The sequence below is a fragment of the Tahibacter aquaticus genome, from assembly GCF_004363655.1.
In the GTDB taxonomy this organism is placed as follows: domain Bacteria; phylum Pseudomonadota; class Gammaproteobacteria; order Xanthomonadales; family Rhodanobacteraceae; genus Tahibacter; species Tahibacter aquaticus.
Map to the genome: position 1 here is coordinate 36181 of NZ_SNZH01000011.1, position 22111 is coordinate 58291.

General features: G+C 67.5%; 19 protein-coding genes. 7 read left to right on the plus strand and 12 right to left on the minus strand.

Going from position 1 to position 22111, the window contains the following annotated elements:
- Positions 1-3: 3 nt before the first annotated feature.
- The gene (locus DFR29_RS17260; protein WP_133819874.1) at positions 4-546 is read right to left on the minus strand and encodes a hypothetical protein; all 543 of its coding nucleotides are present in this window, start codon (positions 544-546) and stop codon (positions 4-6) included.
- Positions 547-638: 92 nt separating this feature from the next.
- Between DFR29_RS17260 and DFR29_RS29255 the strand changes: the two genes are divergently transcribed.
- Genes DFR29_RS29255 through DFR29_RS17275 form a run of 4 tightly spaced genes read left to right on the plus strand, consistent with a single transcriptional unit; the run spans position 639 to position 4714 of the window.
- Positions 639-1811: a hypothetical protein gene (locus DFR29_RS29255; protein ID WP_208113626.1), complete on the plus strand. Its 1173-nt coding sequence runs from the start codon at positions 639-641 to the stop codon at positions 1809-1811.
- A gap of 25 nt (positions 1812-1836) precedes the next feature.
- The gene (locus tag DFR29_RS17265) at positions 1837-2442 is read left to right on the plus strand and encodes a DUF4214 domain-containing protein (RefSeq protein ID WP_166654166.1); all 606 of its coding nucleotides are present in this window, start codon (positions 1837-1839) and stop codon (positions 2440-2442) included.
- A gap of 5 nt (positions 2443-2447) precedes the next feature.
- Complete coding sequence (locus DFR29_RS17270) at positions 2448-3530, plus strand: glycosyltransferase family 4 protein (protein ID WP_166654167.1); 1083 nt, start codon at positions 2448-2450, stop codon at positions 3528-3530.
- Positions 3527-4714 carry a glycosyltransferase family 4 protein gene (locus DFR29_RS17275; RefSeq protein ID WP_133819877.1) on the plus strand — a complete coding sequence of 396 codons (1188 nt, stop codon included), beginning with the start codon at positions 3527-3529 and terminating at the stop codon, positions 4712-4714. The genes DFR29_RS17270 and DFR29_RS17275 overlap by 4 nt, the downstream gene beginning before the upstream one ends.
- Before the next feature lie 21 nt (positions 4715-4735).
- Here DFR29_RS17275 and DFR29_RS17280 read toward each other — a convergent pair whose 3' ends face one another.
- The 7 genes from DFR29_RS17280 to soxR all read right to left on the minus strand — a co-directional run bounded on the left by DFR29_RS17280 (position 4736) and on the right by soxR (position 13223).
- A complete protein-coding gene (locus DFR29_RS17280; protein WP_133819878.1) occupies positions 4736-6118 on the minus strand; it encodes an ATP-binding protein in 1383 nt (460 codons plus the stop codon).
- Between the two features lie 5 nt (positions 6119-6123).
- Complete coding sequence (locus tag DFR29_RS17285; protein WP_133819879.1) at positions 6124-6816, minus strand: response regulator transcription factor; 693 nt, start codon at positions 6814-6816, stop codon at positions 6124-6126.
- Complete coding sequence (locus DFR29_RS17290; protein WP_133819880.1) at positions 6816-7070, minus strand: PepSY domain-containing protein; 255 nt, start codon at positions 7068-7070, stop codon at positions 6816-6818. The genes DFR29_RS17285 and DFR29_RS17290 overlap by 1 nt, the downstream gene beginning before the upstream one ends.
- Positions 7071-7373: 303 nt before the next feature.
- Positions 7374-8282, minus strand: coding sequence for an arginine deiminase-related protein (locus DFR29_RS17295; RefSeq protein WP_133819881.1), 909 nt, complete (start codon positions 8280-8282; stop codon positions 7374-7376).
- Positions 8283-8316: 34 nt separating this feature from the next.
- The gene (locus DFR29_RS17300; protein ID WP_166654168.1) at positions 8317-11343 is read right to left on the minus strand and encodes a ligand-binding sensor domain-containing diguanylate cyclase; all 3027 of its coding nucleotides are present in this window, start codon (positions 11341-11343) and stop codon (positions 8317-8319) included.
- 28 nt (positions 11344-11371) lie between these two features.
- Positions 11372-12352, minus strand: a complete 981-nt coding sequence (gene dusA / locus DFR29_RS17305; protein ID WP_133819883.1) for a tRNA dihydrouridine(20/20a) synthase DusA — start codon at positions 12350-12352, stop codon at positions 11372-11374.
- A gap of 436 nt (positions 12353-12788) precedes the next feature.
- Positions 12789-13223 (minus strand): redox-sensitive transcriptional activator SoxR, encoded by a 435-nt coding sequence (gene soxR / locus DFR29_RS17310; RefSeq protein ID WP_133820049.1) that lies wholly within the window; start codon positions 13221-13223, stop codon positions 12789-12791.
- 187 nt (positions 13224-13410) lie between these two features.
- Here soxR and DFR29_RS17315 point away from each other — a divergent pair, with 187 nt between their 5' ends.
- A complete protein-coding gene (locus DFR29_RS17315) occupies positions 13411-14829 on the plus strand; it encodes an MFS transporter (RefSeq protein WP_133819884.1) in 1419 nt (472 codons plus the stop codon).
- Between the two features lie 15 nt (positions 14830-14844).
- On the opposite strand, the gene DFR29_RS17320 is transcribed toward DFR29_RS17315, so the two are convergent.
- The gene (locus tag DFR29_RS17320; RefSeq protein ID WP_133819885.1) at positions 14845-15429 is read right to left on the minus strand and encodes a hypothetical protein; all 585 of its coding nucleotides are present in this window, start codon (positions 15427-15429) and stop codon (positions 14845-14847) included.
- 274 nt (positions 15430-15703) lie between these two features.
- Here DFR29_RS17320 and DFR29_RS17325 point away from each other — a divergent pair, with 274 nt between their 5' ends.
- Together DFR29_RS17325 and DFR29_RS17330 are read left to right on the plus strand one after the other, a co-directional pair.
- Positions 15704-17197 carry a serine hydrolase domain-containing protein gene (locus DFR29_RS17325; protein WP_133819886.1) on the plus strand — a complete coding sequence of 498 codons (1494 nt, stop codon included), beginning with the start codon at positions 15704-15706 and terminating at the stop codon, positions 17195-17197.
- 122 nt (positions 17198-17319) lie between these two features.
- Complete coding sequence (locus DFR29_RS17330) at positions 17320-18732, plus strand: NHL repeat-containing protein (protein ID WP_133819887.1); 1413 nt, start codon at positions 17320-17322, stop codon at positions 18730-18732.
- 39 nt (positions 18733-18771) lie between these two features.
- Here DFR29_RS17330 and DFR29_RS17335 read toward each other — a convergent pair whose 3' ends face one another.
- From DFR29_RS17335 to DFR29_RS17345, 3 genes are all read right to left on the minus strand, one after another.
- Positions 18772-19863, minus strand: a complete 1092-nt coding sequence (locus tag DFR29_RS17335) for a S41 family peptidase (protein ID WP_166654169.1) — start codon at positions 19861-19863, stop codon at positions 18772-18774.
- Between the two features lie 106 nt (positions 19864-19969).
- Positions 19970-20635, minus strand: a complete 666-nt coding sequence (locus tag DFR29_RS17340; protein WP_133819889.1) for a response regulator — start codon at positions 20633-20635, stop codon at positions 19970-19972.
- Positions 20632-22029 carry an ATP-binding protein gene (locus DFR29_RS17345; protein ID WP_133819890.1) on the minus strand — a complete coding sequence of 466 codons (1398 nt, stop codon included), beginning with the start codon at positions 22027-22029 and terminating at the stop codon, positions 20632-20634. The genes DFR29_RS17340 and DFR29_RS17345 overlap by 4 nt, the downstream gene beginning before the upstream one ends.
- Positions 22030-22111: the final 82 nt, after the last annotated feature.

Here is a 22111-nt window from a genome sequence, read left to right on the forward strand (position 1 = left end):
GGCTTACTGCGCCGGCTGGGTCGGCTGCGCAGGCTGTGCCGGCGCGGCGGCCGGCTTGCGCTTGGCAGCGGCCTTGAACACCGGCGTGAACTTCTCGCGGGTGCCGTCGGTGGCAATGGATTCGACGTAGTACCAGTATTCCTTGCAGGGATCGATGGTGTCGTCGCGGAATTCGTATTTCTTGGTTTCGTCGGTAGTGCCGGCGCCGAGCACCGGTTCCGCGCCGAGCTTGGCGAACGGGCCGGCTTCGGCATCGCCGCGGAACACTTCATAACCGAAGTTGTCGACTTCGCTGGCCGTGGTCCAGCGCGGCGTGTTGGCCAGGCGCTGTTCTTTGGGCAACGCGCTCTGGTCGCCGCACGCGCCTTCTGCAATCGCCGGTGGCGGCGCGTCGGCCGGTTTGGCATCGGCAGGCTTGGCATCGACCGCCTTGTTTTCCGCAGCCTTGGCAGGGGCGGCCGGTGCCGCCGGTTTGCTGTCGGTGGACGAATTGCTGCACGCCGTCAGCGACAGCAGCAAGACCAGGGGAACGAACAGATGGCGCATGGGGAACTCCGCAGATGAGGTGGGCTGGAACACGAACCGTATCCCAACGCGGCCTATGGACAAGCACAGGCGGGCGCAACGATAGTCGGCACATGCTTTCCGTGCAAACCCCAAATCGGCTCAGGTCGCCGCGATTGGCCCTGGCCAGCTTGCTGCTGTGGCTGCCTTTTGCCATTGCCCAGGCCGCCGGCTGGCAGGCCAGCATCAGCCCCGGCGACGCGCTGTATCCCGTACTCGATCTGTCCCAGGGCGTGAGCAAGCCCGGCGAAGGCCGCTACGGCGACGGCAGCGGCATGATCTCGGTCGATATTGTCGCCAGCCAGGACAACGAACGCGTCGACCTGCGCGTCAGCGCACCGGCGCTGGCGCAGGCAGCGACGGTACAGGCCGTACTGCCGCGCGCCGGCCAGCACTACACCTTGAAACCGCGCCTGCGCTGGGACCGCGGCGCACTGGCGCGCGTGGACAAGCCGCAGGACATCGCCGTCGACTTCCGCCTGCAGCGCAACGGCGGCGACGTGCAGACGCGGCGCCAGGCTGCGCGCCTGCACCCGCTGTCCGAAGCGCTGTACTACGTGCGCGACGGCAAGGACCATGTCGATCTCGGCTGGATCTTCGCCGCCTACGCCGATCCCAACTCGCCCGTGATCGATCGCATCCTCGACGAGGTGGCCGAGCGCCATCCCTTCGTCTCGCTGCAGCCCGGCCCGCGCAGCAGCGCGCAGACCCTGGCGGCAGCCTATGCCGTGTGGGAAGTGCTGCAACTGCACGGCGTGCGTTACGCGGACGAAGACCCGGGCCTGGCCCGCGGCCCGCTGGTCTGGAGCCAGCACGTGCGCCTGCACGACGATGTGTGGAACGAACGCCGCGCCAACTGCATCGACGGCAGCCTGCTGCTGGCGGCGGCGCTGGAACGCCTGGGCATACGCAGCGTGCTGCTGCTGGTGCCGCGGCATGCCTTGCTGGCGTTCTATACCGACGCACGCCAGTCGGCGCCGACCTTCGTCGAAACCACCTTGCTCGGTGCGCGCCAGCTGGCCGTGCGCCCCCGGCCCGGCTTCGTCGGCGAACTCAGCCTGATCGACAGCGATGCACTGGACAGTTTCTCTGCCGCCCTGGTCGCCGGCCAGGCGCGCTATGCACGCGAAGCGGCCGGCTTCGGCCAGCGCAAGCCCGACTTCCAATGGATCGACCTGGCTACCGCGCGCAGCTACGGCATCGTGCCGCTGGCCGCACCCGCTGCCGCGGCACCGCCGCGCCGCTGAAGCAGCACGCAGCCGCCCCTTGCCCATGAGCCCTACCGACGCATCCCGCCGCAGCGACGAACTGCAGCAGCTGCACGCACGGATCCGCAGCGAGGCGCTGGCCCTGCCCGCGCCACCGGCCAGCGACGTGCTGCCGCGCGCTGCCGTCACGGCGGAACTACCGGCCGATCATCCGCAGCGGCTGAACTATGCGCTGGATGATTTTCTCCATGTGCACAACGAGGAATTTGTCGAACTCGCCTACCGCTGCCTGCTCAAGCGTGCGCCCGATGCACAAGGCCATCTGGAACTGTTGCAGCGCCTGGCCGCCGGCGACAGCAAGATCGCCATCCTCGGCGATATGCGCGAATCGGTCGAAGGCCGCGGCTTTGGCGTGGAAATACGTGGCCTGGCCGCGCGCTACCGGTTCTGGCGGCTGACGCGACTGCCGCTGGTCGGCAGCCTGATCGAACGCGCGGCACTGCTGTGGAACCTGCCCGAGATCGCCCGCGAACAACGCCGCCTGGGCCAGGCCCTGGCGCGGGAAAGCCATAGCGGCGAACTGGTCGAGCTGGCGGCCGAACTCGCACGCCTGCGCCGGGAAATGCAACGCCTGCGCCGCGACACCGAGCGTTCCGGCAAAGGCGATTGATGCGCATGAAGATCGCCCTGCTCGCCCCTTCGCTGACCGCACACGACGCCGTCGGCACCGACGTGCTGGAAATGGCCGCGGCACTGCGCCAGGCCGGCCACGACGTGCGCCTGTACGCCGACCATAGCCAGGGCATTCACGACAGCGTGCATGCCCCGGCCGGGCTGGAGCGCTGGCTGGGGCCGCGGGATCTGGTCATCTACCACTATTCCATTGGCTGGCCGCGCGTCGAACAGCAGCTGGCGACGCTGCGCTGCCGCCGCGTGCTGCGCTACCACAACATCACGCCGCCGGAATTCTTCCAGGGCTGGTCGCGCGAGCATGTGCGCAGCTGCGCTGCCGGCCGCGCCGGCCTGGCCACGGTCGCCACGCTCGGTTTCGATCTCGCCTGGGCCTGCTCGGCCTACAACCGCGACGAGCTGGTACAGGCCGGCCTGCCGCCGGAACGGAGCCTGGTGCTGGCGCCGTTCCACCGCTGCGAGGCGCTGCTGGACCAGGCCGCCGACAGCGCCCTGCTCGACCGCTACGACGACGGCCGCCGCAATATCCTGATGCTGGGCCGGGTCGCGCCGAACAAGGGGCATATCGCCCTGTTCGACGCCTTCGCCTGCTACCGGCGCGAATACGATGCCGAGGCGCGCCTGCTTGTGGTCGGCAAGCACGACCGCCGCCTGGGACGCTATTCGCGCCATCTGCGCGAGCGCTGTGCCACACTGGATATTTCTGCACAGGTTCACTTTCTCGACAATGTCGACGATGCCCGGCTGAAGGCCTGCTGGCTGGTCGCCGATGCGCTGCTGATGCTGTCCGAACACGAAGGATTCTGCGTGCCCCTGGTCGAGGCGATGGCCCTGGGCGTGCCCATCGTCGCGCGCGACAGCAGTGCCATAGGCCAGACCCTGGGCGAAGCCGGCCTGCTCTGGCAGGAATCCGATCCGCGCCTGTACGCCGCCAGCCTGGCCCGCCTGGTGCGCGACGCGGACAGCGCCGAACTGCTGCGCCTGTGCGGACGCGCGCGCTACCGTGAGCAGTTCGCTCCGGCAGTGCTGCGCACCCAGCTGCTCGCGGCGATGGAGGCTTTCGCATGAAGCGTCTTGCCATCGTGGTACAGCGCTGCCATGCGCAGATTGCCGGCGGCTCCGAGGCGCTGGCCTGGCATTACGCCCAGCTGCTCGGCACGCAATTCCAGGTCGATATTCTGACCAGCTGCGCGCTGGACTACCGCAGCTGGGACAACACCCTGCCCGCCGGCGAAGAATGGCGCGACGGCATCCGCATCCTGCGTTTTGCCAGCGCCTGGCCGCGGGGCAGCTGGTTCAACGAACTGCACCGGCGCCTGCTGCACAGCTACGCCCAGGATGTGGAACGCGGCGGTGCCGGTGCCATCGCCTGGCGTGCGCCGCTGGCGGAACAGTTCGTACGCGCGCAGGGGCCATGGTGCCCTGGCCTGATTGATCATCTGGCGCAACATCACGCCGACTACCAGGCTGTGCTGTTCTGCACCTACCTCTATCCGACCAGCTATTTCGGCCTGGAAACCGTGCCGCAGCACAAGCGCTTTCTGATACCGACCCTGCACGACGAACCGCCGGCCTACCTGCCCATCTACGCCCAGGCCGCGCGCCGGGCGCGGCTGATCTGGCTGACCGCGGCAGAACGCCGCCTCGGTGCACGCTTGTGGAAAGTGGAACATGGCGAGGTAATCGGCATGGCCGTCGACACCGCGCCAGCGGCACCCGCCGCGGCACAACGCCCCTACCTGCTGTACTGCGGCCGCATCGACGAAAGCAAAGGCTGCCGCGAGCTGATCGCCGCATTCCGCCAGCTGCGCCGCCAGCGCCTGGACACGGCAGACCTGGTGCTGACCGGCGCCGATCACCTGCAGGTGCGCGAAGGCGACGGCGTGCGCTACCTCGGCTTCGTCGACGAAGCGCACAAGCACGCGCTGATGGCCGGTGCCCGCGCCTTCGTCATGCCGTCGCGCTGGGAAAGCTTCAGCATCGTCACCCTGGAAGCGCTGGCCCAGGGCACGCCGGTCATCGTCAACGGCGATTGCGACGTACTGGCCGACCATGTCGCCCATTCCCAGGCGGGCTGGAGCTTCCACGACACGGCCGGGCTGGTGCGCTGCATGAACCTGGCGCTGGACCTGCCCGCCGCGGCACGGGAAACCATGGCGCGGCAGGCACGCCGCTACGTCGCCGGCAATTTCGCCCGGCACACGATTGCCGAAAAACTGACCGCCTGCGTGGAAGGTGTCGCAGCCGGCTGAGTCCGGGCCGGCGAGTGCACTTCAGCTGACGGCTTCGAACCGCACCACGAACAAGGCACCGCCCAGCGCCTCGGAACGCTGCACCGACAGCGTGCCGCGGTAGCCCTTGACGATGTCCTGCACGATGGCCAGGCCGATGCCGTGGCCTTGCACGCGCTCGTCGCCGCGCACGCCGCGCTGCAGCAGGTGCTCGACCTTCTCCGGAGGAATGCCCGGACCGTCATCTTCCACGCGCAGCTCCAGGCCGGACCTGCGCATGCGCGGCGTCTTGATCACATGCGCCGTCAGCAGTACGCGGCGGTCGGTCCATTTGAAGGCGTTTTCCAGCAGATTGCCGAGCAACTCCATCAGGTCGCCCTGGGCGCCGAAGAAGCGCGCATCCGGGTCCAGCTCGAATTCGCACAGCACGCGCTTGGCCGCGTAGACCTTTTCCAGGCTGGCCACGATGCCTTCGGCCGCGTTCTCGATCGCCAGCGGCGTGGAGAACACCTGGTGTCGCGACGCCGTGGCGCGGGACAGCTGGTAGGAAACGATGTCGTGCATGCGCTGCGACTGGGCGCTGACGCTGCGGCGCAGGTTCTGGTAACCCGAATCGCTGTCGATCTCGCTGCGCAGTACCGCCAGCGGCGTCTTCAGGCTGTGCGCCAGGTCGGACATGGTATTACGGTAGCGGTCCAGCTGTTCGCGGCCGAAGTCGATCAGCTCGTTCAGGCTGCCGGTCAGCGGTTCGATCTCGGCCGGGTACTGGCCGGGCAGCCGATCGGCATCGCCATTCATAACATTGTCCACATCACGCACCATGCGGCGTAGTGGACTCAAGCCCCAGCGCAGCAGGGCAATCTGCAGCAGCAGCAGAACGATGGCCAGCGCGCCCAGCCAGCGCACCAGGGTGCGGCGGTAGGCGTCGATCTGGCGCAGGAACGGCTGGTCGCTCTGCGCCACGTGCACGGTCAGGGCAACGGGCTTGCGTTCGTCCACTTCCCAGCTGACGCCCTGGGAAAACACGAATACGCGGCCGACCGCGTTGTCGACCGGCCCTTCGAAGCGCGTTTCGCCCACTGGCAGGCGTGTATCGAAAGCCAGCTCGCGTCCCAGCGCCGAGGGCGATTCCCAGCGCAGCGACTCGCTGTCGCCGACAACCACGGCGTAAAGGCCGGAACCAGGCCGGTTGAATTCGGGGTCGGGCAGGGTTTCCGGCGGCAGCAGCTTGGTGCCGCGCAGCACGTCGGAACCGGCCAGGTAGGCGTAGACATAGCCTTGCAGGCGGTCGCGCATGGCTGCGACCGTCGCGTCGTAATACGCCTTGTCCAGGGCAAACCCGGTCACGCCGAGAAAAGCCGCCAGCGCAAGGCCGGCGGCTACGGTGGAACGCGCCTGCAGCGACAGCGGCCGCCGCTGTGACATCAAAACTACTCCGCTGCGGAATCGCTGCGCGGAATGGCGAAGCGGTAGCCACGCCCGCGCACGGTCTCGATCGGCTTGAGATGGCCGTCCGGATCGAGCTTGCGCCGCAGACGGCCGATAAAGACTTCGAGCACGTTGGAATCGCGGTCGAAATCCTGCTGGTAGATGTGCTCGGTGAGATCGGCCTTGGACACCAGCTCGCCCGCATGCAGCATCAGGTATTCCAGCACCTTGTATTCGTAGCTGGTGAGGTCGACCGGCTTGCCGTCGACGGTGATGCTCTGCGCGGTGGTATCGAGCTGCACCGGGCCGCATTCGAGCACCGGCTTGGTCCAGCCGGTGGCGCGGCGCACCAGGGCATTGAGGCGGGCCAGCAGTTCTTCCACGTGGAAGGGCTTGACCAGGTAATCGTCGGCGCCGGCCTTGAGGCCTTCGACCTTGTCCTGCCAGCTGGACCGCGCCGTCAGGATGAGAATGGGGTAGCGCTGGCCCTCGTCGCGCAGTGCCTTGACCAGGTCCATGCCCGGACGCTTGGGCAGGCCCAGGTCGATCACGGCCACGTCGAAAGGCATTTCGCGGCCGAGGTAAAGGCCTTCGTCACCATCGGCTGCACTGTCAACCGCATAGCCTTCGCGCTTCAGGCGCGCGGCCAGGGTTTCCCGCAGCGGGGCCTCGTCTTCGACCAGCAGGACTCGCATTATCGGTTCTCCTTAACGTCTTCCGCGGGAATCTTCACGACCTGGACTCGCCCGTCGCGGGTCAGCAGTTTGATCCGGTAGAGCTTCTTCTTGCCGATCGTGACTTCTTCGGCCTTCAGCACCCGTCCCTGAATTTCCTGCTGCACCTGCTCCACTGCATCTTCCAGCGTGCGCTGTGCAAACGCCGTGGACCCGAACGCGGTCAGCGCGATCAGGGTCAAGGGACGCAGCAGAGAGACCACCGATCGGTGCATGTGTTCATCTTAGCGAGGGCGTCCGAGTCTCGATAGCAGGGATTGAATTGCACCTGAACTGGGCGAATGGACAGTCTTGCGCCCAGCACGCCCGGCCCGGGCCAGCTGCCATGTTGGACATGCGGCGCAATTCGCTGCGCTCATCGACGCCCTACGAACGCACGCCGGGGCACTCGCAGGGTGCGATGAGCGAACGCGAATTGCAGCGCCAAGTACCGCCAGCCGCGTCCATCCCAGGTCATGCGGCGCCATTCGCCGCGCTCATCGGCGCCCGGCGAAATTCGGCGCCGCCGGCACAAAGCCCTAGTACATCTCGCCGACGCAGCAGCGCAGGCTGCCGCCGGCCTTCTCGATCTCGGGCAAGGCCACGGCTTCGATGCGGAATCCCCAGCTGGCCAGATCCTGGCGCTGGTCCGGGCCCAGCGACACCGCTGCGCGTTCGCTCATCCAGACGCTATCGTCGCTCAATGCGATGCAGTTGCCCGCATAGTCGGCCTTCTGCGCGGCACTGAGCAGCAGGGTCCGCGGTGCGTAGGCCTGCGCCAGCGCCTGGGCCACGGCCGCATCGGCAAAGCCGCCGGGTGCAATGACCAGCGCGCGCCCGGCCAGCACCGACATCACCACATTGGTGTGGTATTCGCCGTCAGCCAGCTCGAAACAGAAGGTGAGGCGCAGCCCGAACGCCGCATGCATCGCCGCCGCACCGGCCTCGTCGCAGCGCTCGCTCAGGCCGCAATAGCCGATGCCGCGGGCGCGGTCGATCACCAGGCAGCCGGTCAGCTCGGCCACGCCATCCAGTGTGGACAAGTCAATTTCTTGATAAGCGGCAATATCGCGAAAGAAACCGCGGATGTCCGGGCGCTCGGCCTCGCGCTGGCGTACCGGATGCCGCATGCGGCCGATGATGCTGCGCCCGGGCGCAGTGGCAAACACATTGTTCGGAAACACCGCGTCCGGCGTCTGCGCATCACCGGGAAAACACACCGTCGGCAGCAGCGCACTGACGCGCCGCGCCAGCTGCGCATGCTCGGCCAGCGCGGCGTTCGCATCCACGCCGGCGTGCATGGCCATGTAGCGGTTGTCGCTGGCCGACTGCTCGGCCAGGTGGAAACCCAGCGGCGTAACCAGGAATGCGCCTCGTGCACAGCCGGGCGCAGTGGCCGGCAGCTGGGCGAACTGGCGCTGGAAATCGGCAATCGAGCGTGTGATCACGACAGGCTCCAACAGGGGAAAAAGCGACCGGCGCCTACGGCGCGCCACGCGGCACGTCCAGCCAGGCCGGTTCGTGTTCGTGGCCGCGGCTTTGCGCCAGCACGGCGCGGTCGCGGCCCTGGTGCTTGGCGCGGTACAGGGCCGCATCGGCAATGCGCAGGCAGGCGTCCAGGCTCAGCACGCCGGGTGCGGCGCTATCGAACGGAAACGCGCAGACACCGAGCGAACAGGTCACGGCCAATGGCTCCACGCCGAACACGAACGGCCGCCCGCCGATGCCGTCGAGCACGCGCCGCGCCGCGGCGGCCAGGCTGTCGCGATCGGTATCGCGCAGCACCAGCAGGAATTCCTCGCCGCCCCAGCGCAGCAATACATCGCCTTCCCGCGCCTGGCTGCGCAGGCGTGCGGCAATTTCCACCAGTACCGCATCACCGACGGCATGGCCGTGGCGGTCGTTGATCTGCTTGAAGTGATCGCAGTCGATCAGCACCAGGCCCAGCACCGTGCGCGTATCGCCTTCCTCGGCGCGGCGCAGCGCGCGGGCGCATTCGGCCGGCATTTCCAGGCTGAAATGGCGCCGGTTCCACAAGCCGGTCAGCGGATCGGTCAGCGAGGCATGCTCCAGGCGGCGGTTGGCATCGGCCAGTTCGCGCGTACGCAGTGCCACTTCGCGCTGCAGCTGTCCCGCGCGGCGGGCCAGGTGGCGGTTGCGCCAGCGCCCGGCGAGCAAGCCGGCCAGCAGCAAGGCAATGCCGAAACCGATCAGGGCCGGCACGGTCTGCCACCACGGCGCCTTGAGCTGGAACGCAATCTCGATCGGCGCAGCTTCGACGCCGTAGGCATCCTGCGCGCGCAGGCGCAAGCGGTAGGCGCCCGGCGGCAGGCGGCTGAACTGGAATTGCGGATCGACCACCCAGGCCGGACTGTCGCCGCGCAGGCCGACCAGTTCGGCGCGATAGCGAATCTGCTGCGGCCGCTCGTAGGCGAGCAGGGAAACTTCCGCACGCACGCTGTTATCGCCAGCGGCCAGGCGCGTGCCCGGTTCCAGCAGCGTGCCGCGCTCGGTACTGGCCTCGCGCAGGCGCAAGGGCGCCGCCGGGCCGGCCGTGGCTTCCTGGGCCGGGTCGTACAAGGCCAGTCCGTCGACGCTGCCGGCCCAGACCCGGCCGCGCGCGTCCACGTACGAGGCGCGGTTGAATTCCAGCCCGGGCAGGCCGTCTTCCATGCCGAAATGCGTGACCTGCTGCAGCAGCAGCGAATCGGCCAGTGGATCGGCAAAGGTATAGCGCGTGACGCCGTCGGAACCGAACACGTACAGGCGGCCGGCCTGATCCACCGCCTGCTGATAGACCTGCCCCGCCGGCCGCGCCGCCGCCGGCAAGCCGACACAGCGCAGCGGGCCACCCAGATCGACGCGCACGACGCCGGCGCGGCTGGCTACCCACAATGCCTGGCGGCCGTCGGCGCTGCGCTGCAATTGCATGTCGAGCAATTCCGGACTGGGCAGGCAGCCGTCCGGCACGGCGTGCCAGCCCGCTTCGTCGCGCCAGAGCAGGCCCGACGCGGTCGCTGCCCACAGACGCTCGCGCCCATCCGTCGCCGGGGCAAGCAGCAGCTTGCGCACCATTGGCGCGCCGTCGGCCAGGGGCAGATGCTCGCGCTGTATGACGCCCTTGCTCAGGCGCGCCAGGCCATGCCGCGTGGCAATCCACAGGTGATGGCCGTCGAACGCGTCCTGGGCAATCACGTCGAGCACGGTCAGGCCGGGCAGGTCGCTGTTATCGGCGCTGTACTGGCGCACGCTGCCTTTTTCGAGGCCGATCACCCCTTGGTCGGTGGCCAGCCAGACGGTCGCGCCGTCGCGCACCAGGGCAAACACCGTGCTGCGTTCGTACGGCGGCGGCAGGAAGCGCTGCCAGCTGCCGCCCATCCAGCGCGCCGGCCCTTCCACCGTGCCTATCCAGGGCGAATCCACGCCATCGGGAAATACTGCCCGGCCAATGCCGAACACCACGCGATGCGGCAGGCCGTGGCGCTCGTCCAGCGCCGCCCAGCGGCCGGGTTCGCGCCGCACCACGCCGGACGAGGTCGTGCCCAGCCACAGGATCCGATGCGTCGCCGATTCGCCGGTTTCCAGCAGGCTGCGCACGCCATCCTCGGGCAGGCCTTCGGCGCGCGTGACCAGCTGCACACTGCCGTCTTCACCCAGTTCCGCCAGCCCGGCCCGTGCCAGGCCGACCCGCAGCAGCGGCCGGCCGTCGCGATCGACGCCGGGCAGCAGCGGCGCCGCCGTGCCTTCGGGAAATCCCGTTGTAGCGTCGTATACAACCAGCCTGCCCTGCGCCAGCCGGGCCAGGCCGCGGCCGGTGCCTATCCACAGATCGCGCCCGTCCGCGCCGCCCCACAGCACGAGCGAACGCACGGCATCGTTGGGCAGGCCGTCACGCTTGCCCAGATGCCAGTCGGCCAGCTGCGGTGCCGCGCCGTCGGGATCGTCCAGGCGGAACAGGCCCGCTTCATTGGTACCTATCCACAAGGCCGCGCCGTTCGGACCCTGGCCTTGCAGCAGCGCCGCCACTTCGAGCTTCTGCGTGGCCTGCAGCAGCGTGCAGCCCGCCGCATCGCAGCGATACACGCCGCGCGGCGTACCGGCAAACACCGAAGACTCGTTGCGCAGCAGCAGCGCTTCCAGCGCCAGCTCCGCCGGCAGGCCCGGCACGCTGTGCACGCGGCCGCTGCCGTCGCGCCGCCACAGGCCGACGCTGTCGCTGCCTATCCAGAGCGAGCCGTCGCCGCTGGCCACCAGATGCATCACATACGGCCGCACGCCGGCGCGTTCCGGCAGGGCAATGCGCCGCCATTGACGCCCGTCGAACTGGGCCAGGCCGTCTTCGGTGCCGGCATAGACATAGCCGGCACTGTCCTGCGCCAGCGCATGCACCGTGTTCTGCGGCAAGCCGTCGGCCGTGCTGTAGCGGCGCAGCGCCGCCCATTCCAGCTCGCCGCGTCCGCGCGGCGCCGGACCGTCGACCACCACCGGCGCCGCCATCGACGGCAGCACCGCCACAATCAATAAAAGTACAAAAAGGCTAAGCCGCCGCACGCAGCGCATCGCGTTGCTCCAGCGCTGCCAGAATCACCTCGATGCCGGCCTTTTCCCGGTGCGCCTGCTCGCTCAGCACGCGGCGGAAGCCCCGCGCACCCGGCAAGCCCTGGTACAGGCCCAGCAGATGCCGCGTGATGTGCTTGAGCGCCGTGCCGCGCTCCAGCTCGTTTTCGATATACGGCAGCATGCGGCGCAAAATGTCGTCGCGGTCGGGCAGCGGCTCGCCGTAGACCGCATGCTCGACCCGCGCCAGCACGTAGGGATCGTGATACGCCGCACGCCCGATCATCACACCGTCGACCTGCTGCAGATGCTCCAGCGTCGTCTGCTCGCAGACGATGCCGCCGTTGATCACGATGCACAGCTGCGGAAAATCCTTTTTCAACTGGTATACCCGCGCATAGTTCAGCGGCGGAATCTCGCGATTTTCCCTCGGCGACAGCCCCTGCAGCCAGGCCTTGCGCGCATGCACCACCAGCGTGCCCACGCCAGCGCCGACCATGTGCTCGGTAAAGCGCTGCAGATCGGCATAGTCGTCCTGCTCGTCCACGCCGATACGGCATTTCACCGTCACCGGCAGCGGCACCGCCTCGCGCATGGCCGATACACAATCCGCCACCAGCGCCGGCTCGCGCATCAGGCAGGCACCGAAACGCCCCATCTGCACCCGGTCGGAAGGGCAGCCCACGTTGAGATTGATTTCCGCATAGCCCGCCTCGGCACCATAACGCGCCGCCTGCGCCAGTTCCTCCGGTTCTGCCCCGCCCAGTTGCAAGGCAACCGGCCGCTCGAACGCGCTATGCCGCAACAGATAGCCGCGCTTGCCATGCAGCAGCGCCGCGGCAGTAACCATCTCGGTATACAGGCGGGCATGCGGCGACAGCATGCGATGGAAGTAGCGGCAGTGCCGGTCTGTCCATTCCATCATCGGCGCAACGGAAATCCGCCAGTCGGCGCAATTCATTGATTGGACTTTATTTTTTTCTTCGGCAAGGCTCATGAGCACGCAATCTGGCAGCTTCGGCTCCGTCGTGCGGCGCCAAAGCAGGCAATCGGGGGAATGAAACAGCCCGCCGGAAAATCGGCGGGCAATGCGCCGTATCATCGCATGCGGCAAATCGCGGCTGTAGAGCGGCGTACGGAACGGCTTCAGCAGACGCCAAGCGTGCTGCCGCCTTGTCTCCCTCAAGCTGCCTCAGTCCGGCAGCTCGCGATCCAGCGGCCGCCGCACAGGTGGCGGAACCTGGCACCGGCTTGCGCCGAATTCCCGGTAGTTGGCTCGGCCCCGGGTCAGGCTCAGGTCGCCGTTCGGGCCGAACAGCGCCCATGGCAAGCCTATGGCGCAGCAGATGGACGACCAGCTTGTCGACTGGTACGTCCGCGAAATCCGGCGCAGCCGATCAATCGGCCAGCAAACGCCGCGGCCCGGCTCCGCCTTGACCCAATCGATCGGCCGGATTGCTCAACCGGCAACGCTGCAGCGACAGGCAGCCGCAGCCTATGCAGCCGCTCAACTCGTCGCGCAGGCGCGTGAGTTCGCCGATGCGTGCATCGAGTTCATCGCGCCAGACGGCGGAAAGACGCAGCCAGTCTGCCCGTGTCGGTGTGCGCGCCGCAGGCAGGCGGGCCAGTGCCTGGCCTATCGCCTCCAGCGAAATGCCGACCCGCTGCGCCACCCGGATCACCGCAATGCGCCGCAGCACATCGCGTGCATAGCGCCGCTGGTTGCCGGCGCTGCGGCGGCTGTGGATCAGCCCCTTGCTTTCGTAGAAATGCAGCGCGGATACCGCCACGCCGCTGCGCGCCGCCACTTCGCCGACACTGAGTTCGCCCATGTCGCTTGACCTCAAGTTCACTTGAGATTCTATGCTCGGCGCCTCCTGTCTGGAGGTCAAGCATGGGCATCGCGGCAAGCAGCGAAGGATCGCGTGTGGAACTTCAAACAAAAGTAATCCTTGGATATTTATCCAGCCGCGGAGAAACCCTTCCCCAAGGCAGCGATCTGCCCGCAGGAATCCGCGCATGAATACGCCGCAGCCGCCGCGCCTGCTCGGCGCCGGCTATCGCGCAGTCACTCTGGGCATCGTCACCCTGGTGTCGCTGATCGCCTTCGAGTCGCTGGCCATCGCGACCGTGATGCCGTCCGTCGCCCTGGCGCTGGACGGCATGGCCTGGTACGCCCTCGCCTTCGGCGCCGCACTCGCCGCCAGCGTGATCGGCATGGTGGTCGCCGCCGGCTGGAACGACCGCCGCGGTCCACAGGCGCCGCTGTGGACCGGCGTCGCCTGCTTCGTCGCCGGACTGCTGATGGCCGGCCTGGCACCGGACATGCCACTGCTGCTCGCAGGCCGGCTGCTGCAGGGACTCGGCGACGGCCTGCTGTCGGTGTCGCTGTACGTGCTGATCGGGCGCATCTACCCGGTGCCGCTGCGGCCGCGCGTGTTCGCGGCCATCTCCGCGGCGTGGGTGCTGCCTTCGCTGATCGGCCCCAGCATCAGCGCCCTGATCCTGCACGGCCTGGGCTGGCGCTGGGTGTTTCTCGGCGTACCACTGCTGGCGGTGCCGGCCGCGCTGATGCTGCGTCCTGGCCTGCGTGCACTGCCGCCGCAGGCGCCGGATACGCAGCAGGGCGGCGGCGCACGCCGCATCGCCTGGGCGATCGGCGCTGCCGCCTGCGCCTGCCTGCTTGCACTGGCCGGCCGGCATCCGGCCGCAGCGGCGCCGCTGCTGATCGTCGCCCTGGCCATCAGCCTCGCCCTGTGCGCGCGGCAGCTGCTGCCGGCAGGCACGCTCGCCGCGCAAGCAGGCATACCGGCCGTGATCGCCCTGCGCGGTCTCGCCGCAGCGTCGTTCTTCACCGCTGAAGTTTTCGTACCGCTGATGCTGGCCCGCGAGCGCGGCCTGGCGCCGCTCTGGGTGGGCGGCGTACTCACCGCCGGCGCGCTGAGCTACTCGGCCGGTTCCTGGTGCCAGGGCAACATGGCCGGCCATGCAGACCACAGTCGCCGGCTGCGCAGCGGCCTCGTCCTGATCGGTGTCGGCACCAGCATCGTTGCCTTGCTGCTGTGGCCGCGGGTCGCCCTGGTCGTTGGCATCGCTGGCTGGATCATCGCCGGTTTCGGCATGGGCATGGTCTATCCCATCCTGGCGACACGCCTGCTGCAACTCTCGCCGTCGCAGCAGCAAGGCAGCAACAGCGCAGCCCTGCAGCTGGCCAATGCGCTGTCGATTGCCGCCATGCTGGCGCTGAGCGGCAGTCTGTTCGCGCATCTGTTGCCGCAGTCCGGCGCGCTCGCCTTCCTCGCCACGTTTGTCGTCAGCGTGCTGCCGGCCTGGCTGGGGGCGACGCTCGCCGGCCGCTGTTTTGCGACACAGCCAGCGCGGCTCGCACTGCCGGCACCGCTGCAGCCACAAGCCATTTCTCGCCAAGCGCAGGGATGATCATTGTGGACAACGCTATTCCTTGATGCGCGTATCCGTCGCTACCCAGTTCAGCTCCCAGCTTTTGCCGCCGTCGGCAGAAAACGCCTGCTCGAAGCGGCATTCGTCCGCCGTGGCGCAGGCGATCACAAAACGCACGGCGACGGGTTTTCCGTCCAGCGTCTCGTTGCCGTAGAACTCGCCGCGTCCGTTGCTGAAATGACCGATGGTCGGCGGCGACAATGTTCCCGCGGCCAGGCTGGCGAAATTCAGGCTCCACTGGCGCGAGCCGGCCTCGTACAGGCGCAGCGATACGCCCTGGATGCGGCCCGATGCACCGGCGATGTCCAGCTCGGCCACATTGGCGCGGCCATCCAGCAGCTTGCGCACGACGGTAGTGCCTTCCAGTTCGACCCAGCTGGTCGAGCCGGTCAACGGACGCTGCAGACGCGACACCGTCGTCTTCCAGCGGCCGATCTCAAAATCGAAATCGTGCTGGCCGTCGCGTGCGGTATCTTTCGCCGCCGGCTTGCCGGGCACGGCATCGGCCATGGTGGGAAACGGCGCCAGCACGGCTGCAGCAACCACCAACGAAGCACTACGGATCTTCAGCACATTCATGCTCTGCTCCTCACTGATGTTTGCGGTTCTGGCGAAAAACGCGGTGACCGACGGCGCAGCGTGTCGACGACTATCCGGCGCATCCGGCGCGTTGGTAAGAACCACTTTGCACCCGCCGCGCAGCGCCACCGCAGCGCGGCGGCGCCGTGCTGCCGCGCCCTGTACCCGCTGCGCCAGGCAGGCTCGCAGGCAGCAATAGCCTCGCCACTGTCTCAACCAATTCCTGCAGTCATGCATCCGAACCGAACCCGCTTGCCACAAGGACCGACCATTCATGAAAAAACCCGCGCTGCTGCCTTTCGCGACGCTATTGCTGTGCAGCCTGGCTGCCCAGGCTGAATCGGCATCGACACCGGCTTCGGTCGAACACACGCCGCCGGCGCTGCAGGCGCGCATCGCACGGGTCGAGCAAGGTCTTTCCACCCGCGTCGTGGTCAAGGGCTCGGCGCAACGCAAGATGGCATTGACCCAACGCATGGCTTTCCACCAGGTGCCCGCCGTCAGCATTGCCCTGATCAACGACGGCCGCGTCGAATGGGCGCGCGCCTATGGCATGGCCGACAGTGCCAGCCAGCGGCCGGCAACGGCGTCAACGCTGTTCCAGGCCGCATCGGTCAGCAAGCCGGTCAGCGCCCTGGGCGCCTTGCGCCTGGTCGAGCAGGGCAAGCTCGCGTTGGACGGAGACGCGAATCGCCAGCTCGACGCCTGGAAAATTCCACAAAACGAATTTACCCGGCAGACACCGGTCAGTCTGCGCATGCTGCTCAACCACAGCGCCGGCACCACGGTACATGGCTATATGGGCTATGCACAGGGGCAGAAACTGCCGACGCTGCTGCAGATACTCGACGGCGTCGCACCGGCGAATTCCGCGCCAGTCCGCGTCGACATCGCGCCGCACAGTGCGTGGCGTTACTCCGGCGGCGGCTACAGCATCGTCCAGCTGATGATGAGCGAGGCCAGTGCGCAGCCATTTGATGTTTACATGAAGTCCGCGGTGCTGGACCCGCTGGGCATGGTCCACAGCACCTTCGCCGTACCCCTGCCGCAGAACTTGCGCAAACAAGCGGCCACGGCTTACGACGGCAGCGGCAGAGCCATCGCCGGGCAATGGCACGACTATCCGGAATCCGCCGCGGCCGGCCTGTGGACTACGCCCGGCGACCTCGCAAACGTCGTGCTCGATGTTCAGCGCAGCGAAGCAGGCAAGCCGTCCGGAATCCTCTCGCGCAATATGACCACGGCCATGCTCACGCGTGGCCTGGGCGAGTACGGCCTGGGCTTCTTCGTCGAAAGACTCGGCGACCGCACCAGCTTCGGCCACAGCGGTGGTACCGCAGGATTCCGCGCCCAGCTCTATGGCTATACGCGCACCGGCCAGGGCGTGGTGGTGATGACCAACAGCGACAACGGCACTGCGCTGATCGACGAGATCCTCTGCAGCATTGCCGCCGAATACGGCTGGCCCGAGTTCGGCGTGGTGGAGAAAGCCGCCATTGCCGGCGATGCCGCCGTCAATCAACAGCTCGCCGGCGACTACCAGCTGGCCAACCAGCCCGCCCATATCGTCGCTGACGGCGAACGCCTGTACTTCCAGGGCGACATGTTCGGCGCCCAGCGCATGGAACTGTTCGCCGAGTCGAAGAACGCGTTCTTCATGACGGCGCAGGATATGGCGATCCGCTTCGAACGCGACGGCGACGGCGCTGTCGTCGGATTCGCCCTGACGCGCGGGGCCAACACCTATCCGGCCGCGAAGACCCGCTAGGCGAGCCGCCGCAGCACCAGCGCCAGGCAATCCGGCAACGGTGGTGCCAGCGCCACCGCGCGCCATGATCCCTGGCCACATCGCACTGCGTACGTGAGGACAATCCCCACGGAGTGCCTCCCATGCGCCGCCTCATGCTTGCCGCCGTCCTGGCTTCTGCTGCCATCACCGGCACTACCCTGGCAGCCGATGGAGCACTGGACCCGATCTTCGGCACCGATGCCGAATTTCCCGGCTACGGCTTCTACGCCAACCCCAATGGCAGCACGACCAACTCGCTCGACTACGTAGGCGCGACCGTAAAAGCGCAAGACGGCAAGATCTGGGTCGTCGGCCGCATGAAGGCGCCCGGTGCGTATCGGCTGAGCCTGTATCGCGTCGGAGCCGACGGTTATCCCGATGTGGATTTTGGCGACCTGGGCCTGCGCACCGTGGTAGCGCCCTGCGCAGATTTCAGCGTCGCCGATGCCACGCTCGACGCCCAGGGCCGGCTGGTTGTCGCGATCGACCGCTGCCCCGACTTCACCGTGTATCGCTTCCTGCCCAATGGTGACCTCGATGCCAGCCTGGCCGGCAGCGGCGTGCTCAGCGTGCCGTTCAACCAGGGCGGCGACAACGAAGACTTCAGCCAGCGAGTGGTCACTACCGCGAACGGCGGCATCATCGTCGCCGGCACCGTCACCACCGCGACCACGAACAATCTCGGCATTGCCTGGTACACGGCTGCCGGACTGCCGCTGCCGGGCTTCGGCAACGCGGGCAAGGTGCAGGTGCCGTTCGAGTGGTCGGTGTCGGAGATTCCCGGCGTCAACGGCCTGCACCTGATGGCGGACGGCCGCATCGTCGTCGCGGGCCAGATTTCGCAGACCACCCAGGCGGTTTCGGATAAAAAGCAATTTGTGGTGCGCCTGCTCGGCAACGGCGGCATGGACCCGGCGTTCGGCAACGTCTCCGCCGGTCTGTCCAAGATCAACCTGAAATCGCCCCTGGGCGTGGCGGAATCGCCGCGCACCTACCGTTCGATGATGGAATCGAACGGCGCCGTGATCCAGGTCGGCCACGTGCTGTCCAACCAGGTCAATTCCGACGGCGACATTTTCCTGCTGCGCTGGCGCCCGGACGGCCAGCTCGATACCAGCATCGGCCCGAGCGGCGTGCGCCAGTACGCGCTGGATTTCGCCGGCCCCAACCCGGCGCAACCCGGCGACAACTGGGAATCGGCCAACAGCATCGCGCGCCAGGCCAACGGCCAGTACCTCATCACCGCATCGAGCTACAGCGGCGAATTTCCGGCCACTGCAGTGCTGCGCCTGAACCGCAATTTCAGCCTCGACACCCGCTTCGGCACGGGCGGCAAAATCCAGCACGTGGTGCAGGTTTCCACCACCGGCGATCACGGCCAGATCGGCAGCACGCTGCTGCTGCAACCTGGCCGTATCGTGGTTGCCGGCTCGGTCTTCACCGGATTCAACGCCCGCACACAGATGATGTTCGGCATGCAGCACGACGAGGTGTTTGCCGATACCTTCGATTGAACGGCATGCCCGCACCGGGTGCACTGGCCAATGCTTCGCTCAATCCAGTTCGGCAATCCGCTGGCGCATCAGATCCTGCCGATGCGCATCGGCCTCGGCGGCCAGCATTTCCCTGAGGATGGCGACCTGCGCCACGTCGAGGGCGCGTTTCGCTGATACGGCTAGCTGCGGTGTTACGCCGCTGCCTTCCCAGTCCGTATGCGTGACCGGACTGATGGGCAAACCCGACGGCACGAACAGCATGAAATGCGCGCTGAGCCGGCGCGGACTGCCGGCATGCGCGCCACCGCCGGTGTTTTCGCCGACCAGGGTCGCACGGCCGGCATTCTTCAACGCATAGGCGAAGTCCTCGCAGGCGGAGAACGTGTCGGCGCTGGTGAGCAGATAGACGCGGCGGGTCTCGCCGAATTTCGGACCGCTCACGCCTTGAGTGGTCCAGCGCACTTCGGTGTGGTTCTCGTCGCGGAAATAGATGTCGTTGAGATGCGTGGGCTGGTCGAACAGGTAGCTCGCCAGCAGCATGACGGTTTCCGGATCGCCGCCACCGCAGCGGCGCAGATCGATCACGAGGGCATCGGTATCGCGCAGCAGGGTCATTGCCGCGGCGATGCGCGGCGCCGCGGGCTCGGGCCGGCCGAAGGCGTGCAGGTCGATATAGCCGATATTGAACTGCAGGCGGTCGACATTGTGGAAACCGTGGTTCAGGCGCCGCGCGTTCTGCTGCTCGGCGGCTTCCTGCTCCGGCGAACGGCCGGAGGCGTCTTCGCTCAGCACCTGGGCGAAATAGCGCAGGTCGAGATGACGGTCGCCGGTCTGCGCCTGCAGCCATTCGCTCAATCTGTCGGCGAAGGCTTGCGCGCTGGAGAGCTGGTCGAACTCGCCACGCAGCAGGGCAGCGCGCAGCTGCGTGCCCAGCGCGGCGGCTTTTTCCGGGAACACGTACGCGTGCTCCAGCTGCGCAATCGCATTGCCGATCACTTCCTGGCGCACGGTCGCATCGATCGTCATGTCCGCCTGCGGCGGCGCCGATGCGCCATTGCCAGGCACACCAAACACCTTCAGCGCCATCGCGCCCGTCACTGCACAGAGCAGAACTGCGGCCGCACCAAACACCCATTTCTTTCGCTGCATCGCACATTCCTCGCCAGTTCGCAGGGCTGAAACCAAACCGGCCACAGCTTTGCGCGGGAATGTGAGGACATTGTGGGCAAGCCGCCGCGCCGCCGAACGCGACGCACTACAGTTCGACGCGATAGCCCAGGCCGTAGACCGATTCGATGACATCGACACCGGGCAGCACCGCAGCGAACTTGCGCCGCAGGTTCTTGATATGCGTGTCGATGGCACGGTCGGTGACATCGAGGCTGTCGCTGCTCGCTATATCGAGCAGCTGCGCACGCGAGTAGATCGTGCCCGGCCGCTGCGCCATCGCGGCGAACAGCTTGTACTCGCTCGCCGTCAGGCGCAGCACCTGCGCGCCGACGCACACCTGCCGTGCCGCCGCGTCCACCTGGATGCGCGCCGGTGCGCTTGCCACCTGCCGCTGCCGGCGCAGGATCGCCTTGACGCGCGCCATCAGCTCGCGCGGACTGAACGGCTTGCACACATAGTCGTCGGCGCCGGATTCCAGGCCGAGCAGGCGATCGATTTCCTCGACCTTCGCCGTCAGCATGACGATCGGCACGTCGGAAAAAACGCGCACCGCCCTGCAAAGCGCCAGCCCGTCGAGACCCGGCAGCATCAGGTCGAGCACGATCAGATCGGGCATCGCCTGCCGGATGCGAGCCAGCGCCGTGGCACCGTCGGCGATCACCTGCGTGGCGTAGCCCTCGGCGATGGCGTAGTCGGCCACGATGGCCGCGAGGTCGCTTTCGTCTTCGACGATCAGGATCGACGCACTCATGGCGCGACCAGGCCGAGTACGACACGCGCGCGCAATCCGCCCAGCGGCGAGGCGGAAAATTCCAGGCGGCCGCCATGCGCTTCGACAATCTGCCGGCATAGCGCAAGCCCCAGCCCGCTGCCGCCGGTCTGGCGATTGCGCGACGGATCAGGCCGGAAAAAGCGTTCGCCCAGACGCGCCAGCGCGGCCTGCGCCACGCCGGGCGCAGTATCGTCGACGACGATGTGCAGTTCCTTGCCGGCGACCACCCATTGCACATCGACCGCCCCGCCCGGATCGGTATAGCGCACACAGTTCTCCAGCAGATTGCTCAGGACGCGGCGCAATGGCTCGGCATCACACCGCACAGTCGACTGTGCCGGCGCGGCACCAAGCGACGCGTGCAGGCCGGCCCGGCGAAACTTGTCCGCAAAATCCGTAAATACCTGGTCCACCAGCGGCCACGCATCGGTCGCCACCGGTTCGCCATCGCGTCGCTCCACGTCCCCGCGCGCCAGCGCAGACAGATCGTCGACCAGCAGGCCTAGTGCGCCGACCTGGCGCAGCATCGAGGCGATGTTGTCCGGTGTCGCGCGGCGTATGCCGTCCTGCAGGCTTTCCAGTTGCGCGCGCAACACCGACAGCGGCGTGCGCAGTTCGTGCGAGGTATCGGCAACCCAGCGCCGGCGCAGCGCCTCCGCGTCTGCCAGCCGCGCCGCGAGCCGGTCGAACGCCTGCGCCAGCTCGCCGAGTTCGTCGCCGCGGCGCAGAGCCAGGCGCGTATCGAACTGCCCCTCTTCCAGCCGCCGGCTGGCATCGCGCAGACGGCGTATCGGCCGGCGGAAATGTGCTGCCAGCAGCGCCGCCACGAGCGCGCTCACCAGCACGCCAAGGCCAAGCGCCAGCAGCAGTCGATCCTGCTGCTGCAGCAGAAACGCAACCGCGAGCGCATCGTCGGGATTGCGCGACTGAGCCAGTACAACGTAGCCGACCGTGCGGCCGTCCACCTCGACCGGACGGCGGATCGTATCGACGGAGGCAAACGCAATCACCCAGCGCCGCGCGATTGTCCCTGCCAGCAGCTGTTCGTGCGCGTCGAGCACGCCGACGCGCTCGGCCAGGTTTGTCGGTATCGTGGCGCGGGGGGACGGCCGCTTCCCGTGTTGAATCTGTTCGCCCAGCCAGACCGCCGCATCGCGCGGTGCCGGTGGCAGGAACGACCAGTTGCCGCTCTGCCGATAGCGCTCGGCGAGGCCATCGGCGAGTGCGCCCAGGAATACCGCGTCGGCATCGTTCCGGCGTGCGGAAAAATTGTCGAACAAGGTCCAGCGCACCAGTTCCAGGCCGATCGCCGCAATGAGCAGGATGGCGGCGAGCAACGCGACAAACAGGCGATGGCCAATCGACAGCCTCAAGCGCGCATCCCGGCGAAACGATGGCGACACGCTAGACAAGATCTGCCGCAGCCGCAAGCTGCATGCCGACAGGCATCGTTGC

Bases quoted from the DNA above. Each gene is read 5' to 3' on its own strand.
- DFR29_RS17260 (WP_133819874.1), bottom strand. From the start codon at position 546: ATGCGCCATCTGTTCGTTCCCCTGGTCTTGCTGCTGTCGCTGACGGCG.
- DFR29_RS29255 (WP_208113626.1), top strand. From the start codon at position 639: ATGCTTTCCGTGCAAACCCCAAATCGGCTCAGGTCGCCGCGATTGGCC.
- DFR29_RS17265 (WP_166654166.1), top strand. From the start codon at position 1,837: ATGAGCCCTACCGACGCATCCCGCCGCAGCGACGAACTGCAGCAGCTG.
- DFR29_RS17270 (WP_166654167.1), top strand. From the start codon at position 2,448: ATGAAGATCGCCCTGCTCGCCCCTTCGCTGACCGCACACGACGCCGTC.
- DFR29_RS17275 (WP_133819877.1), top strand. From the start codon at position 3,527: ATGAAGCGTCTTGCCATCGTGGTACAGCGCTGCCATGCGCAGATTGCC.
- DFR29_RS17280 (WP_133819878.1), bottom strand. From the start codon at position 6,118: ATGTCACAGCGGCGGCCGCTGTCGCTGCAGGCGCGTTCCACCGTAGCC.
- DFR29_RS17285 (WP_133819879.1), bottom strand. From the start codon at position 6,816: ATGCGAGTCCTGCTGGTCGAAGACGAGGCCCCGCTGCGGGAAACCCTG.
- DFR29_RS17290 (WP_133819880.1), bottom strand. From the start codon at position 7,070: ATGCACCGATCGGTGGTCTCTCTGCTGCGTCCCTTGACCCTGATCGCG.
- dusA (WP_133819883.1), bottom strand. From the start codon at position 12,352: ATGAATTGCGCCGACTGGCGGATTTCCGTTGCGCCGATGATGGAATGG.
- soxR (WP_133820049.1), bottom strand. From the start codon at position 13,223: ATGGGCGAACTCAGTGTCGGCGAAGTGGCGGCGCGCAGCGGCGTGGCG.
- DFR29_RS17315 (WP_133819884.1), top strand. From the start codon at position 13,411: ATGAATACGCCGCAGCCGCCGCGCCTGCTCGGCGCCGGCTATCGCGCA.
- DFR29_RS17320 (WP_133819885.1), bottom strand. From the start codon at position 15,429: ATGAATGTGCTGAAGATCCGTAGTGCTTCGTTGGTGGTTGCTGCAGCC.
- DFR29_RS17325 (WP_133819886.1), top strand. From the start codon at position 15,704: ATGAAAAAACCCGCGCTGCTGCCTTTCGCGACGCTATTGCTGTGCAGC.
- DFR29_RS17330 (WP_133819887.1), top strand. From the start codon at position 17,320: ATGCGCCGCCTCATGCTTGCCGCCGTCCTGGCTTCTGCTGCCATCACC.
- DFR29_RS17335 (WP_166654169.1), bottom strand. From the start codon at position 19,863: ATGCAGCGAAAGAAATGGGTGTTTGGTGCGGCCGCAGTTCTGCTCTGT.
- DFR29_RS17340 (WP_133819889.1), bottom strand. From the start codon at position 20,635: ATGAGTGCGTCGATCCTGATCGTCGAAGACGAAAGCGACCTCGCGGCC.